The sequence below is a fragment of the Acinetobacter sp. 1294596 genome (assembly GCF_000582925.1).
Classification (GTDB): Bacteria; Pseudomonadota; Gammaproteobacteria; order Pseudomonadales; family Moraxellaceae; genus Acinetobacter; species Acinetobacter radioresistens.
In genome coordinates this window covers 1-15,690 of record NZ_JFCC01000058.1, presented here as the reverse complement: position 1 = coordinate 15,690, position 15,690 = coordinate 1, and the positions used below count along the sequence as shown (strand labels likewise).

Below are 15,690 nucleotides of genomic sequence, written 5' to 3'. Positions count from 1 at the left end.
ATAATCCAAATTTCAGAGTAAGGAATCTACTACTTATATAATAGAGATTCCATCTCCAAAACAGTACTACTGTATGAATGAGTTGTATTCAATGCAGGGAAGAATGTAGATCCTTAATACTAACGGAAAATTATTTTACTGAATTTTCATGTAAAGACTCATTTAATTGATCAATCACTGTCGTCCATTCACCATCAGAGTGTAGTTTTTCTTCTAAAAAATGACGTTGAGCATCAGTCCAAAAAATTGCTTGTGTTAAAAAAACATCTCCAGCTAGCTGATGGCTCTCTATGAATTTTGCAATTGCTTCTTCAGTAGAAGCTAAACCAAGCTGTTCAAATAATTTGGTCATTCTTGGACGTGTTTGAGTCATGTGCTTAGCCCACAAATTTATATTAGATCAAATTAAACATAACATGTTTATATTTAAACTAAAATATAAAAAATTAAATAGCTACTATTTTCTTAGACAAAATGATTACTACATTTCATAAATCAACCACCTACATAATTTGTTTGTTAAATGATCATTATTTTTCAATAAGATTATTTTAATAGTTAAAGATTTTAAATTTTAAAAATGACAAAAATGTAATTTTGAAGTCATCGCTCTGTTTCTGTCTCTCACTAATAATTGAAATATAAGAGGAGATGATGTGGTCTCATTAAATATAGATTTTATAAAGTCATCTCTAATGAACTAACGAATCAAGAGGAAACGTAAATGAAATTATTTCAAAATAAAATGACTGCTCTACGTAATGTTGTAGTAGCTGCAACGATGATTGTGGCTACTACAACTACGTTCGCTCATGTGAGTTTAGTGAGTGCGATTCCTGCGGAAAATGCATCTATCCTTAGTCAACCAAAGAACTTGACCCTTAACTTTGGTGCAGAGGTTATGTTGATGAATATTAAGTTACTGGATGCTCAGCGAAGAGATGTTCCTTTAAAATATAAAGTTACTCATGACTTAAAGAAATCCTTTGATGTCGCTCTTCCGAAACTGAAAAAAGGTAAATATACCGTTGTCTGGACAACAATGGGGAAAGATGGTCACAACATGAATGGTGAATATAGTTTCACTATCAAATCAACTAAATAAGAATTGATTACCTTTCAACATGTCAGTGAGGTGCTGGCATGTTGTTCTAGAATGGACAAAAATAATGATTTCTGAATATTGGATGTGGGCCACTTGGTTAACTAAGGTTATTTTATATTTAAGTGTAGCTTTTGTCGTTGGTGGAGCCTTTTGCTATTTTTTACTTAGACAATATCTTGAACTAAAAGAATCGATTCTTAAATATATTACAATTGGCGCTGGATTAGGCCTAATTTCCAGTACCTTGGGATTTTTTATTCTGATTGGTAGTTTTGCCAATACTGGTATTACAGGGATGGTGGACCCCACGTATATTAATATATTGGTTAATACTCCGACGGGGTATATATACGTTCTTCGTTCTATTAGTTTTGCTCTTTTACTTCTTCTCATGGTGGTTAAAGTTAACAGGAACAAAGGTCAGTTTTCTATAATTGAAAGTTCAATATTTTGTATTTTACTTATCCCGATTATTTTTAGTTTTTCCCAGCTCGGACATGTCGCTAATTTAACCTTACTTGCTCAAATTTTATTATCAATCCATATTCTAGTTATGTCGTTATGGATGGGGTCTTTATATCCGTTATGGAAAACCAGCCGGGAAATAAGTGGTTTACCTTTAAAAGATCGCATGCATGTATTTGGACGTATTGCTGCTTTCATTGTTGGGATATTAATCGCCTGTGGCGCTAGTGTAGCTCTTCTTTTAATTAAAGATTTTAATACCTTAATCAATACTGCATATGGCTATGGTTTCATGGTTAAAATGTTTTTTGTTATAAGTATTCTACTTTTAGCTGCCTTCAACAAATGGTATTTCACCCCGCGTCTTCAACATCCTAAATTCGCTAAACACCTTAGTCATGCCATTTTATTTGAGATGTTATTAGGTCTATCAATTCTATTAACAACAGGCTATATAACCACTGTCGTGGGTATTGAATAAGAGAATTTCAAAATAAGGGAATTGAGGAAATTTAACATTACTGCATTTATCTTTTGTAGCTGAGCAATAAAGTTTCTACTGGACTGTCAACTTACGACAATCAGAACAGTAAAATCGCATCATGAGGCATTATACATAAAGGTAGTCACCGGTTTTTAGCTTATCTTCAACCCATAACGGTCTCATCTATTCAGTTCACTACCATTGATTGAAATAACTAATCTTATAAATTTCAGAGTGATCGTAGATGACAAAAATGTCATTTTAAAGTCACATTAATGTTGGTTAAGTACTTTTACTGTAGTCATTAGAACACTCTTCTTTGGAATACTCTGAAGAAAACTGTAAGGTTATAAACAGACCAAGTTACAGCGAGTAACTGATTCAGAAAAAGGCTGGTTGTATGGTGAAAGTTTAGAGTTACTGTTCTAATGTTTTAAACAAATGTTTTGTTAAAAAGGAGCAACATATGAAATTTCACATCGCTAATATGACTTGTGGTGGTTGTGCACGCGGCATTACTACCGCAATTAAAGAGCTCGACTCGAATGCCTCACTCGATATTGAGTTACAAAACCGTATCGTTGAAATCAACACAACAGTGAGTCAGGATAAAGTCATTGCAACTCTCAGTGAGCGTGGATTTACAGCTGATCCTGCTTAATCTCTGTTAGAGTAACAGTGGGAATTCCTTACCACTTTGGTGGTGTTTCAAAAAGTATGCTAGCGTTAAACAAATCCGTTATTAAGGTAAAAGAAAGTCAAATCAAAGGCTTTAAAATGATTTTCGAGCTTTTTAGAAAAGTTGCAACTTCTCCTAAATCCACGCCTGATTCGATGACGAATTCTACAATTGTTACCTTCAATACCGACGGTAAAAAACTTACCGATCACTTGCTTGCAACATTGAAATGCTGTGATAAAACTATCCCAATATTGTTACTTAGACAGGTAGGACATTTGATTTGTAGCGTTATTTTCATACCTCTATTTTATCAAAAGCCATATTGTTTTTTTCAGCATACTTTTTGAAACACCACCTTTGTTTGTTTTAGAGCGTCGGGGCGCCTCGGCAATTCTGCGTGTTGAAATAGAAAGGAAAATTCATTACTTTAAAGCGCAAAGCGTGTTGCAGATGCAGCTCTTATTCCGAGGAATTTTACACTGGTATCGCCCGCCGATAGAAACACCAGATCCGGCAGTCAGGACGTAAATAACCATTCCTCCAGTTTAAATAAAAAAACCTGCAGATTCGATGCAGGTTTTTTTTAGAGATAATCAATCGCGTCTTATTTGGCTTTACGCTCTTTCTCGATCAGGTAATTCACCACCTGAATGACTTTGGCATCATTACCCTGCACAATATATTTACCATTCACGGTCACTGCCGGAACACCACTTAACTGATACTGAGCAGCCAGATTTTTGGCTTGGGCAATTTTCGAAGTGATCGGGAAAGATTTATAAGTGCTGTTAAATTTCGCTTCAGGAATACCATAGCGGGTATAGAACTTGGCCAATTGCGCCTGTTCTAAAATTGGACGTTGCTTATCATGAATATCATGGAATAATTGTAAATGTGCTTTTTGACGCACACCCAATGCTTCAGACACATAATAAGCACGCGCTGCCTGCTCCCAGAGTGGATTCATTGCAGCCGGCGTACGTACAAAACGTACATCTTTTGGTAATTTTTTCAACCAGCCCTGCATATGTGGTTCAAGCGCGAAACAGTGACCACAGCCGTACCAGAAGAATTCACGTACCTCAATTCTGCCCGGTTTTTCGACTTTGACTGGTTTTGCAACCACTTGATAGTCCTGCCCTGCCACAAAATTGGCCATAGCATTGCCTGAAAAGGCCAAAACAGATGCGGCAACAGCTCCTAAAAGGAATTTTTTCATTGGGATTATCGTCCTCTAAATCATTATGCTTAGTGTATGGGTTCACTATAAATCAATTATGCCGGTTCCGTTTTCATGCTGCGAACTTTTGTGCTATCAGAACCGCTACATTAAAGTATGCGACTGATTTTAAGTCAGTTAATATGGCCATTCGACCGCTATGTGTTTTTAGATAATCACAAAAGTTAAACTTTGAGTAATAAAAACGGTTATAATTTCTACGATTAAAACGTAGTGGTCAAACCTACAGTAAATATTAGCTTCTTACTATTCTCTTCAGTAACAGCCGCGTGGCTATGATAATTGCTGGAATTTACAACATAGAACTGAGCAAAAAATGATTTATGAAAGGTTTATTAAATTAAATAAATTATTTATATAGTTAAAATTCACCTGATAAATCACTTTTTAATTTAAATTACTATGTTAATTATTTGTTAATTATTTCTAAATTTTTCTCTAAGAAACGGAGTCCCCCATCAGCAAAACTACTGGTTGAAAAAACTATAGTAAAAATAACTAAAATAATCTTCATGTACATATTATTGAATCTAATCATATCTTGGACCAAAAAAATCTTTACTTATAATAATGAGTAAATATATACATCCGAATGACGACAAAATTACAAACTTGTAATTTTGTTAAGGTTTGTTCTCAAAAAAATAAATTAATACTATTTTAAAAAAGATAAATCGTTGCTGAAAAAGCTAGATTGCAATCGAGTTAATTAATTATAAATCAAAAACTTATATTGTATAAAATTAGTAACTCTTTGCTTTCTGCACTTATTATTTAATCAACGTTTCACGATTTTCATAAGCTAAACTAAATATAGTCGCCAATTTCAATTGAGTTATTTCCCGGCTTTTAAATACCGATATACCGCTTGGCGACTAATTCCAAATGCCTGGCCTAATGCCATTTTTGAAGGGTACTTCCCTTCCTTCCAGTCTTGTCGCAAAGCTTCAGCCTGATCAGGTTTCAATTTATGTACCCGGCCTTTGTACTTCCCTTGAGAAGAGGCAAGTTTAATTCCTTCCTTTTGCCGCTCTAAAATGATCTCACGTTCAAACTGTGCAAAAGCACCCATCAGTTGCAGCATCAAATTATCCATCGGGGTGGATTGGGCCGTAAAAGTAATATTTTCTTTTACAAACTGGATGGCAATCCCTCGTTTGACCAGTTTATCCACTTCAGTCACCAAATCTTTTAAGCTTCGCGCAAAACGATCCATGGAATGTACTATCACCCGGTCTCCTTCCCGGACATAATTCAACATTTCCTGAAATTTCGGTCGGTCGGTATTTTTACCTGAAGCACGGTCAACAAAAATCCGGTCGACTTCAATTCCCTCAAGTTGACGTCCCGTATTTTGCTCGACCGAACTCACTCGCACATAGCCTACTTTTTGGCCTTTCACTTTTTACGCCCCAATTGGATAAAAATGAACAATTTCGTAAATTATAAATCTTTAATACCAAAGTTACATGTTACTTATGATTAAAAAACATTTAAATGGTACATGTTTTTAAGAACTTTTAAAATGTAATTTTAGGGTTTACTCTAAATTTACATATTTAAATAACGAGTTTTTTCTCACTCATAAGAATTTGCAAGAATATATATACATTTATTGACATTAAGTAATTTAAATAAAATCAATATACGTATTTGCATATATGTGGAAATACGTATATAAATATATCTGAGTTTCTAATAGCAGAGTCAGTCAAAATGTTCTCGACCATAAAGATTTATCACAATCCTGAGTGTGGTACATCAAGGAATACCTTAGCTTTAATTCAAAATGCAGGAATTGAACCAATCGTTATTGAATATCTAATTACCCCACCTTCGAAAGCAGAATTAATTGAACTTATTCGTAGTGCTGGTTTAAGTGTTAGAGAAGCAATTCGTAAAAATGTACCTCCATATTCTGATTTAGAAATTGTTCGGGAAGATTGGTCTGATGAACAGCTTTTAAATTTTATGCTTCAACATCCTATTTTGATTAACCGCCCATTCGTTGTTACGGATTTAGGTACACGTTTGTGTCGTCCTTCTGAAGTTGTTTTGGATATTCTCCCGTTTCCTCAGAAAGGCGCATTTAGCAAAGAAGATGGTGAAAAAATTATTGATGAAAATGGTCAAAGAATTAAATAGCACGTTCTCATCTCTTGGATGGGAACAATGTGAAGGAGACTTATATGGATCAAGTTAATTTTTTTAAATGCTTATCAGATGAAACACGTCTCAATATAGTGAAATTAATCGCTGAAAATAAAGAACTATGTGTGTGTGATTTGATTGAAAAACTACAACTAAGCCAGCCTAAAATTTCAAGACATCTAGCCCTTTTACGTGCTGCAGGACTACTTCAAGATCGCAGACAAAGCCAATGGGTTTACTACAGTATCAGTCCAAAATTGGCCGACTGGTGTTATGAAATTTTAGATATTTTGAAGACAGTTCAATCTCAGCCAAAGCTGGATGGTCAACAACCCCTTTCTGTAAATAGTTATTGTGAGTAATTCAATGAAATTTTTATTTTTATGTACCGGAAATAGCTGCCGTAGCATTTTGTCAGAAGTTTTGTTTAATAGCCGTGCCCCGGAAGGTTGGAAAGCATATAGCGCTGGGAGTAAGCCTTCAGGACAAGTGCACCCGCTGACCATAGAAACCCTTGAAAACTTAGGGTTATCTACCGAAGGTTTATGGAGTAAAACGATTGATGACTGTGAACAGTACCAACCTGATGTTGTGATCACGGTATGTGACTCTGCTGCTCAAGAAGCCTGTCCACTTTATTTGGGTGGAGCAATCAAGGCACATTGGGGCCTAGCTGATCCTTCACACCTGGAAGTAAATAAAGAAGAAAAAATGAAAGCTTTTATGACCACTGTTGAACATATCAACCGTCGTTTAGATGCTTTATTTGCCCTAGATGTAAATAAACTTTCTCGTCCTGAACTAATTGCTGAAATCAATAAAATTTCGAATGTTGAGTAAGAGATATGTCTGAAAAACGCTTATCCTTTTTAGATCGTAACCTGACGCTATGGATTTTTATTGCCATGGCTCTAGGTATTGCAATCGGAAACTTCTTTCCGCAAGCTTCTGTCGCACTCGATCAATTAAGTATCAACTCGGTGAATATTCCAATTGCAGTTGGTCTTATTCTGATGATGTATCCACCTCTGGCAAAAGTAAACTATGTGACGTTGCCACAAGTATTTAAAGACAAAAAAACCCTGACCTTATCTTTAATACAAAACTGGCTAATTGCTCCGGTAATGATGTTTGCTCTGGCTATTATATTTTTACATAGCTATCCCGAATATATGACTGGTGTCATCCTAATTGGTCTAGCTCGATGTATTGCCATGGTATTGGTTTGGAATGGCCTAGCTTGTGGTGATAATCAATATGTTGCAGCATTAGTTGCCTTTAACAGTATCTTCCAGATTTTATTCTTCAGTACCTATGCATGGTTATTCTTGACCTTCCTGCCACCTTATTTTGGGGTTGCTTCACAGGTTATTAATGTTGATTTCTGGACCATCACTCACGCTGTTCTGGTTTATCTTGGTATTCCATTTCTGTTGGGTTTCTTAACGCGTTGGATTCTGGTGAAACAAAAAGGGGTAGAGTGGTATGAAACCAAGTTTATTCCGAAAATCAGCCCGCTAAGTTTAATGGCTTTACTGTTCACGATTCTGGCCATGTTTAGCCTAAAAGGTGGTGATGTCGTGAGTCTTCCACTGGAAGTTTTACGAATCGCAGTTCCTTTAACCATTTACTTCGTTTTGATGTTCTTTATCAGCTTCTTCATGAGTAAATGGATGGGCAATGACTATCCTAAGACCACAGCAATCGCATTTACTGCAGCCGGGAATAATTTTGAATTATCACTTGCAGTCGCAATTGCCACTTTTGGTATAGCTTCACCAGTTGCTTTTACCACGATTATTGGCCCACTGGTTGAAGTTCCTGTGCTGATTGCCTTGGTGAGTGTTTCGCTCTGGCTGAGAAAAAAAGTTTTTAAAGAGGCTTGATACGATGAATCTCCCTAACCTAGATCTGAATCTTATTGAACAACCCACCTTTGAAAAAGTTCAAGCCAAAGAACTTGCGCATCCTCCGCGTATTTTGCTGTTGTATGGCTCTAATCGAGAACGCTCTTACAGTCGCCTTGCCGTTCTTGAAGCGGGTCGGATCCTGGAGCATTTTGGTGCAGAAGTCAAAATCTTTCATCCTAAAGGGCTTCCTTTGCCAGAAGATGCGGATACTGAGCATCCAAAAGTAAAAGAGCTGCATGAACTTTTAGCCTGGTCAGAAGGTATGGTCTGGTGTTCACCTGAACGCCATGGTTCTATGAGTTCCATCTTTAAATCACAAATCGACTGGATTCCACTGGCAGGGGGGGCAATCCGTGCCACCCAAGGTAAAACCCTTGCCTTGATGCAGGTCAGTGGTGGATCACAGTCATTTAACAGCCTGAACCAGATGCGTATTTTAGGTCGTTGGATGCGGATGATCACCATTCCAAATCAGTCCTCAATTCCAAAAGCGTTCTTGGAATTTGAGGAAGACGGAAGAATGAAGCCTTCAGCTTTCTATGACCGGATTGTGGATGTGATGGAAGAGTTATTTAAGTTCACGTTGCTGACACGTGGTCAAAGCAAATACCTGACAGATCGTTATTCAGAACGCAAGGAATCGGCTGAAGAGCTGTCCAAGCGTGTGAATCAGCGCAGTTTGTAAATGCTAGGTGATATTAAATGCAAAAGAGACATTCTAAATTAATCATTCTTGGCTCAGGCCCTGCGGGGTATAGCGCTGCGGTATATGCGGCACGAGCTAATCTTAAACCCACTTTAATTGCAGGCTTACAATTGGGTGGTCAATTAACCACGACTACTGAAGTCGATAATTGGCCGGGTGATCCAGAAGGATTGACGGGACCAGCACTCATGGAACGTATGCAAGCACATGCGGAACGTTTTGGCACCGAAATCGTCTATGATCACATTAATGAAGTGGATTTAAGTGTTCGTCCATTCGTGCTGAAAGGCGATATGGAAGAGTTCACCTGTGATGCCCTGATTATTGCCACAGGTGCAACGGCACAATACTTGGGTCTTGAGTCTGAAGCTCAATTCATGGGGCAGGGTGTAAGCGCATGTGCGACTTGTGACGGTTTCTTCTATAAGAACCAGAAGGTCATGGTTGTAGGCGGTGGTAACACCGCGGTTGAAGAAGCACTTTATCTTTCCAACATTGCTTCGCACGTGACTTTGGTGCATCGTCGAGATTCATTGCGTTCTGAAAAAATTCTGCAAGATCATCTTTTTGAGAAACAGAAAGAAGGCAAAATTAGCATCCTTTGGAACAATCAAGTTGATGAAGTGTTAGGCGATAACACCGGGGTAACTGGAGTGTGCTTAAAATCAACTGTAGATGGGTTGACGCAAGATGTTGAGGTACAGGGTTTATTCGTGGCAATTGGTCACAAACCAAATACTGAGATGTTTGCAGAGCAGCTTGAGTTACGCGATGGCTATATTCAGGTTCAAAGCGGAACAGCGGGGAATGCCACTGCTACTTCAGTGCCAGGTGTATTCGCTGCCGGTGATGTGGCTGATTCAGTTTATCGCCAAGCGATTACTTCAGCAGGCTCCGGTTGTATGGCTGCATTAGATGCTGAAAAATATCTTGATAGTTTAAGTTGATTTTGATGTTGTCTTAAAAATATAGTGAATATTGTAAAAGCCCAGTCTTCAGGATTGGGTTTTTATATTAAAGAAAAAATAAAAGGGGAAAAGGCTTTGAATCAGAAACAGACGGAAACTGATGTCATCATTATCGGTGGTGGACAGGCAGCTTTATCTACAGCTTATTTTTTAAAGCGAAAAAAAATACCATTTATTATTTTAGATGATCAAAATCAAGCAGGTGGAGCCTGGTTACATGCTTGGAATTCTTTGCGTCTGTTTTCACCGAATAGCTGGAGTTCCTTACCTGGTTGGGTTATGCCGAATACAGAACAAACGTATCCGACCAAGAAAGAAGTTATTGAATACTTGCAGCAATATGAGCAGCGTTATCAATTTCCGATTATTCGTCCTGTATATGTTGATCACGTCAAAAGCGAAGGAGAAGTATTGAGTGTGCATGCAGGTGAACAGATATGGAGAGCCAAGGCTGTAATCAGTGCAACGGGCACCTGGAGTCATCCTTATATCCCATCTTACCCTGGCCAAGAAAATTTCAAAGGTCTGCAATTACACTCCGCCCATTATCAAAATGCAGAACTTTTTAAAGATAAGCACGTAATGATAGTCGGTGGTGGAAATTCTGGAGCACAAATTTTGGCTGAAGTTTCCCAAGTGGCAGACACTCTTTGGATCACGCCAACACCTCCTCAATTTTTAGCAGATGATGTTGATGGCCGTGTACTGTTTTTACGTGCGACAGAGCGTTTAAAGGCACAATTAGAAGGCCGTACAATAGATCAGCCTGTTGGCGGTCTGGGTGATATTGTCATGATTGATTCAGTCAAAGATGCACGTGCACGAGGAGTTTTACATAGTGAGCGCCCATTTTCGGCTTTTACAGAAAATGGCGTGATTTGGGAAGATGGATCTTTTCAACAGGTTAATGCAGTGATTTGGTGTACTGGATTTAAAGCGACTTTAAGCCATTTAAAGCCACTTGGAATAGTAGAGGAAAATAATACGATACTTGTTGAAGGAACACGAGCAGTCAAACAATCCAACCTATGGTTAGTAGGATATGGTGAGTGGACCGGACCTGGTTCAGCGACACTGGTGGGTGTTTCAAGGACTGCGAGAGCCACAGTGGATGAAATTGCAGCTTATTTAGATAATATTTATAATTACATCCAATGTTAAATTGCTTGCCGTAAACTAAGTGCTTTTACAACTTTGATAACAGTATCGAAACTAAGTTTAACCCTCACCGGAAAGAGCTTTGTAAAGACTTTCTCGACCTAGGCTTATCGGGCTATTTAGTGAAGTTGAAAGCTCCAAGTGCAAGTCTACAGTCTTACCTGTAAGAGAAATAATGTAACTTTAGAGTATACCCTATTTTTACATATAAAAATAACACTTCTTACTTTTATAAACAAGCTTATAAAAAGTAAGTTATCTAGAATTGGGATTAGGTAAAGAATCTAACTAAATTCATGAAATATTGAAAGAATAGTGGTCTCCGACAAACCCGGTACGGTTCAGTTTAGCAGATGTACAACTTGCGACACTCAACTGGGTAGATTGGTTCAATAAAAAGCGTGTACACAGTGCACTGGGTTATGTATCGCCTTTTGAGTTTGAAGCAATGTACTATGATAAGATTAATCCGTTAGGTCAGGTGGCCTAACTTAAATAAAAAAGTCTCCGACAAACCCGGTACGGTTCATTACTTATTTTCAGATAGCAACCAATCGAGAGCACTCATTTTTACAATACCATTATAATTTGCTTCAGCCCCTATCGTGTCTAAGGTAAGTAAATATTTGGGATACGAATCAGAAATTTTCTGTAATGGACGTAACTCTCGGCTGAGTGTCTCCTCATTGAGCGTTTCTAATGCCACTTGATAATAAGTTAAATTCTTTAAAGTATCGACAGCAACAAAATCAATTTCATATTCATCAACCCGCCCTACATAGACCGTATAACCTCGTCTGATAAGCTCAAGATAAATTACATTTTCTAAGATATGACCTTGATCAGCATTAGCATCAGGCAACATAATCCGGCGCAATCCGACATCAACTAAATAGTATTTTTCAGAGGATTGTAATAACTCACGCCCGCGTACTTTAAATTGTGCAGCACTATAAAATAACAAACTGTCCTGTAAGCCCTGAATATAGCGTTTTACTGTTTCAAATGAAATTTTAACCCCACTTGAAACAAAGGTATTTTTAATTTTATTGATGGAAATAGGTGAGCCTGTCACGCTTGCCAAATATCTTGCGACACGCTCGAGAGAGTTAATATCGGCAGTATTCAAACGGGGAATAACATCTTTAAACATTACACTGGCATAGACCGCTTGCAAGTAATCATAAGTTTCCTGCTGGCTAGTCATGGCAAGCGTATAAGGGAAACTACTGCGCGTATACATGGCATACAAATCACGATTGGATAATTGTTGGATGATCGGATTATTTTCAATATGCCACTGTTTAAATTCTTGGAATGACAAAGGTAGAACATGTTGCTCGATATAGCGTCCTGTAAGTAAAGTCGCAAGTTCTCCACTTAGAAAGAATGCGTTTGAGCCTGTAATATATAAATCGATATAATCCCGAACATATAAAGAGTCGACCACTTTCTCAAAATTTGTAACATGTTGTATTTCATCTAAAAAAACATAGTTTTTTTTACTTTTATCAACTTTGGACAATACATAATCATGTAGTTTACGGTAATCGGTGAGTTCTTCAAATTCCATAAATTCGAAGTTGATGGCAATGATGTTTTCGGCTTGTACACCCTGTGCTTTTAGGTCTTGTTGAAACATCGCCAATAAGGTGGATTTTCCAGAGCGACGTACACCTGAAAGTACTTTAATGACATCACGGTTTTGCCATGTATTCAGAAATTTTAAGTAACCATCACGTCGAATATTAGCGCTTCTCATTATTTACACTTAGAATCTAAATTTTTAATAAATTCTAGCAAATTTTAGAACTCATATGTAAATACATTTAACTTTTAAAAAAGTTTAAAGGTTAAGTGAAACATTCAAAGCTGCTGTTGAAGCATGCGGATAGTAAATGTAATAAAAATCTAGATTCTATCTTTTTTGATTATTTTCCATGTCATGTTATGTCATTGATGCTGCGACTTAACTGCTATATAAATTAAGTGAAAAGTAAATGAAACTAAGATGTTAACTAGAGTGGAACTCATTTTTGTGTTGCTGATGGTCTCAGCCTTAATACTCATTGCTTATGAATTGCTAAAAGGTTTATTTTAAAGTCACCTATACATGTTTTTGATCAAAAAAAAATGCCCATAGGGGGAATCTATAGGCAAAACTAAGGACCTTGACGGTCATTCAGAAACTACAGCTAGTTTCTGGTTGTGATTCTAAAGTGAATTAAAAACAACCACATTGGCTGAATATATAAAAAGCTAAATCATTGATAAATTTTAGAAAATTAATTTACCGCCTCTGCTGCTCAATACAGTAATTCACCAAACAAATCCGCTCTAATCTCTTCCAGGCTCAGATCTGATTTCATCCTATTACAGATGGGATGAACTAGCAGGCCATTCTCTAGAACGCCTTGCCCACCTACGGCTTTGGCAATCCTATGATCCGATTCAGTAGAATCAAGATAGATCAATCCATCACAAATGAGGCAAAAGTTATGATTACCCACCACAAAATTGTGCTTAAGCAGACTCTTGGTTAATGCCGAAAAGGCCTTTGGCTTTGACCGAGAAATTGGACTAATCGACTCCACATATCCCACCACATTCTTGACTACTACATCATCATAACCACCCAAAAACCTTTCGACATAGAACTCGTTAAAGTTTATGTACTTGAAGGCCTTAGACATGGACAGAATAAAGGTATTCAGGCATTTCTCATCATCAAAATCAACCTCCATTTCCAAGCTTAAGCAAATAAAGGCGTTATAGACAATTTGTAGCCGATCATAGCCCTTGATACCACTGCCGAACTTGCCGACCGTTTCGGTGGTCGCCACGGGGAAATTGGCGATCAAGAACTCAATACTACGGCGTACCCGGGTGAAGTCCTTGAAACTAATCTTTCGATGATGAATCTGCATGCGGCTTTCATGAATTTCATACACAATTGAAAACCATGCAAGAAAAGAAGTAATCTGAAAACGCTGATCCTTATAAAAATATAAGTATGGATGTAAGCCCAAACTCGGAACCCCAGCATTTTTTACAGGCGTCGCTATTCTGCAAAGAATGGTCAACAGATGCGACATTAGGTTTTCAACGCGCTCCCCCTGATTCAGACTCATAATATTATGAATCTGATCACCCGCAATGATATTCATCAGCTCATTGACCAAGCCAATTTTTTTGCCATGACTCATTTCATTGTCTAATAAAATGGTCGAAAAAAGTAACTGGTGGATCCTCTCCCCTAACTCAATCAACTCATTTAAACGTGTATATTGGAGCTCTTCTAGGTTAGATTTATTGTCATTGATATAACAACAGGCATAGATCGCATAATACGCGTCACTACCGCGATTTCTTAGGTGATATTCCTCATATTTATCTAAACGTTTAGTATCTGAGTTAATAGATTGAAATACCCGTCGCGCATCTTCCGGAGTCCCCAGTACCTGCCTGAAACTGATTTTAATATCTTCTAACTTCGACTTTTTTTCTGCAAATTCAGCATCAGTGCAAATTCTTTGAAAATCAGCGAGATCTCCTAAATAATTGCGGAGGTAACGAATATCTTGTTTTTGTGGATCATTGAAATTAGGTGCTTGAGGGACTTGCTCATCCGCAAAATATCTATTAATCCACGCATAGATACAGGAAAGACGATGTGCTCCATCAATAATGTAAATATTGCCGTGTATATCTTTCCAATACAAAATGCATAAATTGATGTTTTGATCTTCTGTGCAATCTTCAATAAAGTTTGCAATTTCTTGCACGCTCCAACATTCCGTAGAACGCTGGTTATCCGCCTTAAATAAACATTTGATGATTGGATGCTTTTCAAAATCAGTCAGTGCCACTTCAAAATTGTCACGCTGCATTGAAGGTGACATTTCTTCTGGCAACATGACTTTACGCTGAATAATATTGGTCAATAGTCGTGTAGAACCCATTTCTTATTTTCTCCAGGCAACACACTTTCCTACTTTCGCTCAAGTACGAAATTTGAAAATGTATATAGTTCGATTTGGTTAAAGCTGTGAATTAAATGACCGTCAATATCCAGTCAGCGCTAACAAAAGAGACCTAAGAGAAATGGGGGGATTAGATAATAAAATCTTCATGTTTAGTACCTGTAGTTTAGAGTTAACTATCTACAACCATCTTTTCCACGAGATGGAGGTAGACCAAACAGGGGTGGAAATACCGCACTACAGAAGACGGCCAGTCATAGACTGCCCTGCCTGGCCTACCATAATGGCAAACTAAGCATAATAAGCACAAAAAACCGCTAAAGCGGTTTTAATGCTTCTGTAGTAATTTTCAGGTTTCCACGCCCGATTACAGATTTTGCTGTAACGTAATTATCATATGGGTATCTTTTTCTTTGGTCAAACCAAATTAGAATTTTTTATTCATTTTTTAGTGATATTTTAAAATTGAATGCTGGCTTAATTTTTTCAAAATTTTAGCCGAAAAAATCCCTGTATTTTACCTACATACAAGGATGCGTGTTTAGCTCAAAATCTATGCTGCATACTTATAGAAGGATTACCTAAGCTAATTAATTTATCTTCTCCATTTTTTGGGATCTCATTAAAATCTAAAAATAATCATATTGGTGGACTCCCAAGCCTTTGCTTTGTAAAACAGCAGTTTTAAAAAGCAAAGGCTTGGGCTATTTTTCTGAAATATATTTGCTTAGGCTATTTAAGAATTAGCTTATAAAATCAAACCAAAAACACAACCCAGTTTTCTATGCTGTATTTAATATTATTAATCTAGCAAAATTAATTTTTTTATTTATAAAAA

At 37.2% G+C, this 15,690-nt stretch carries 15 protein-coding genes and 3 pseudogenes; 11 read left to right on the top strand and 7 right to left on the bottom strand.

What is annotated here, in order from left to right; genetic code table 11:
• Positions 1–130 precede the first annotated feature (130 nt).
• Entirely contained in the window at positions 131–373 is a 243-nt protein-coding gene (locus tag J502_RS14500) for a DUF2789 family protein (RefSeq protein WP_004281876.1), read from the bottom strand.
• 351 nt (positions 374–724) lie between these two features.
• On the opposite strand from J502_RS14500, the gene J502_RS14495 reads away from it, so the two are divergent.
• From J502_RS14495 to J502_RS14485, 3 genes are all read left to right on the top strand, one after another.
• Entirely contained in the window at positions 725–1,105 is a 381-nt protein-coding gene (locus tag J502_RS14495; RefSeq protein ID WP_004681441.1) for a copper resistance CopC family protein, read from the top strand.
• Positions 1,106–1,169: 64 nt separating this feature from the next.
• Complete coding sequence (locus J502_RS14490; RefSeq protein ID WP_005220177.1) at positions 1,170–2,051, top strand: CopD family protein; 882 nt, start codon at positions 1,170–1,172, stop codon at positions 2,049–2,051.
• 469 nt (positions 2,052–2,520) lie between these two features.
• Positions 2,521–2,715 carry a heavy-metal-associated domain-containing protein gene (locus tag J502_RS14485; RefSeq protein WP_034684804.1) on the top strand — a complete coding sequence of 65 codons (195 nt, stop codon included), beginning with the start codon at positions 2,521–2,523 and terminating at the stop codon, positions 2,713–2,715.
• A 65-nt stretch (positions 2,716–2,780) separates the two neighbouring features.
• Here the strand turns inward: J502_RS14485 and J502_RS16715 are convergent.
• The 4 genes and pseudogenes from J502_RS16715 to J502_RS14470 form a co-directional block, all read right to left on the bottom strand.
• Positions 2,781–2,987, bottom strand: a pseudogene (locus J502_RS16715) (IS1 family transposase); the annotation flags it as partial.
• Positions 2,988–3,340: 353 nt separating this feature from the next.
• Complete coding sequence (locus J502_RS14475; protein WP_004281236.1) at positions 3,341–3,955, bottom strand: thiol:disulfide interchange protein DsbA/DsbL; 615 nt, start codon at positions 3,953–3,955, stop codon at positions 3,341–3,343.
• A 177-nt stretch (positions 3,956–4,132) separates the two neighbouring features.
• Positions 4,133–4,254, bottom strand: a pseudogene (locus tag J502_RS17315) (cation diffusion facilitator family transporter); the annotation flags it as partial.
• 557 nt (positions 4,255–4,811) lie between these two features.
• Positions 4,812–5,378, bottom strand: a complete 567-nt coding sequence (locus J502_RS14470) for a recombinase family protein (RefSeq protein ID WP_004812033.1) — start codon at positions 5,376–5,378, stop codon at positions 4,812–4,814.
• Positions 5,379–5,692: 314 nt separating this feature from the next.
• Here J502_RS14470 and arsC point away from each other — a divergent pair, with 314 nt between their 5' ends.
• From arsC to J502_RS16710, 8 genes and pseudogenes are all read left to right on the top strand, one after another.
• Positions 5,693–6,121, top strand: coding sequence for an arsenate reductase (glutaredoxin) (arsC, locus tag J502_RS14465; protein ID WP_004733243.1), 429 nt, complete (start codon positions 5,693–5,695; stop codon positions 6,119–6,121).
• A 44-nt stretch (positions 6,122–6,165) separates the two neighbouring features.
• Entirely contained in the window at positions 6,166–6,489 is a 324-nt protein-coding gene (locus tag J502_RS14460; protein ID WP_005404767.1) for a metalloregulator ArsR/SmtB family transcription factor, read from the top strand.
• A gap of 4 nt (positions 6,490–6,493) precedes the next feature.
• Positions 6,494–6,967, top strand: a complete 474-nt coding sequence (locus J502_RS14455) for an arsenate reductase ArsC (RefSeq protein WP_005253624.1) — start codon at positions 6,494–6,496, stop codon at positions 6,965–6,967.
• Between the two features lie 5 nt (positions 6,968–6,972).
• Positions 6,973–8,013, top strand: coding sequence for an ACR3 family arsenite efflux transporter (gene arsB / locus J502_RS14450; RefSeq protein ID WP_005404769.1), 1,041 nt, complete (start codon positions 6,973–6,975; stop codon positions 8,011–8,013).
• A gap of 4 nt (positions 8,014–8,017) precedes the next feature.
• Positions 8,018–8,722, top strand: a complete 705-nt coding sequence (gene arsH, locus J502_RS14445; protein WP_034684802.1) for an arsenical resistance protein ArsH — start codon at positions 8,018–8,020, stop codon at positions 8,720–8,722.
• 17 nt (positions 8,723–8,739) lie between these two features.
• On the top strand, positions 8,740–9,690 hold the full coding sequence (gene trxB, locus J502_RS14440) for a thioredoxin-disulfide reductase (protein ID WP_005404771.1): 951 nt from the start codon (positions 8,740–8,742) through the stop codon (positions 9,688–9,690).
• A 96-nt stretch (positions 9,691–9,786) separates the two neighbouring features.
• On the top strand, positions 9,787–10,872 hold the full coding sequence (locus tag J502_RS14435; RefSeq protein WP_171053915.1) for an ArsO family NAD(P)H-dependent flavin-containing monooxygenase: 1,086 nt from the start codon (positions 9,787–9,789) through the stop codon (positions 10,870–10,872).
• Positions 10,873–11,215: 343 nt separating this feature from the next.
• Positions 11,216–11,359, top strand: a pseudogene (locus tag J502_RS16710) (integrase core domain-containing protein); the annotation flags it as partial.
• Between the two features lie 39 nt (positions 11,360–11,398).
• Here J502_RS16710 and J502_RS14430 read toward each other — a convergent pair.
• Together J502_RS14430 and J502_RS14425 are read right to left on the bottom strand one after the other, a co-directional pair.
• Complete coding sequence (locus tag J502_RS14430) at positions 11,399–12,631, bottom strand: ATP-binding protein (protein ID WP_005404772.1); 1,233 nt, start codon at positions 12,629–12,631, stop codon at positions 11,399–11,401.
• A gap of 544 nt (positions 12,632–13,175) precedes the next feature.
• Complete coding sequence (locus J502_RS14425; RefSeq protein WP_005405400.1) at positions 13,176–14,831, bottom strand: HNH endonuclease signature motif containing protein; 1,656 nt, start codon at positions 14,829–14,831, stop codon at positions 13,176–13,178.
• Between the last annotated feature and the right edge of the window lie 859 nt (positions 14,832–15,690).

What these genes read in the sequence shown, in the direction of transcription:
- J502_RS14460 (WP_005404767.1), top strand. Translation starts at nt 6,166, where the DNA reads ATGGATCAAGTTAATTTTTTTAAATGCTTATCAGATGAAACACGTCTC.
- arsH (WP_034684802.1), top strand. Translation starts at nt 8,018, where the DNA reads ATGAATCTCCCTAACCTAGATCTGAATCTTATTGAACAACCCACCTTT.
- J502_RS14475 (WP_004281236.1), bottom strand. Translation starts at nt 3,955, where the DNA reads ATGAAAAAATTCCTTTTAGGAGCTGTTGCCGCATCTGTTTTGGCCTTT.
- trxB (WP_005404771.1), top strand. Translation starts at nt 8,740, where the DNA reads ATGCAAAAGAGACATTCTAAATTAATCATTCTTGGCTCAGGCCCTGCG.
- J502_RS14425 (WP_005405400.1), bottom strand. Translation starts at nt 14,831, where the DNA reads ATGGGTTCTACACGACTATTGACCAATATTATTCAGCGTAAAGTCATG.
- J502_RS14490 (WP_005220177.1), top strand. Translation starts at nt 1,170, where the DNA reads ATGATTTCTGAATATTGGATGTGGGCCACTTGGTTAACTAAGGTTATT.
- J502_RS14500 (WP_004281876.1), bottom strand. Translation starts at nt 373, where the DNA reads ATGACTCAAACACGTCCAAGAATGACCAAATTATTTGAACAGCTTGGT.
- J502_RS14455 (WP_005253624.1), top strand. Translation starts at nt 6,494, where the DNA reads ATGAAATTTTTATTTTTATGTACCGGAAATAGCTGCCGTAGCATTTTG.
- arsC (WP_004733243.1), top strand. Translation starts at nt 5,693, where the DNA reads ATGTTCTCGACCATAAAGATTTATCACAATCCTGAGTGTGGTACATCA.
- J502_RS14495 (WP_004681441.1), top strand. Translation starts at nt 725, where the DNA reads ATGAAATTATTTCAAAATAAAATGACTGCTCTACGTAATGTTGTAGTA.
- J502_RS14430 (WP_005404772.1), bottom strand. Translation starts at nt 12,631, where the DNA reads ATGAGAAGCGCTAATATTCGACGTGATGGTTACTTAAAATTTCTGAAT.
- arsB (WP_005404769.1), top strand. Translation starts at nt 6,973, where the DNA reads ATGTCTGAAAAACGCTTATCCTTTTTAGATCGTAACCTGACGCTATGG.
- J502_RS14485 (WP_034684804.1), top strand. Translation starts at nt 2,521, where the DNA reads ATGAAATTTCACATCGCTAATATGACTTGTGGTGGTTGTGCACGCGGC.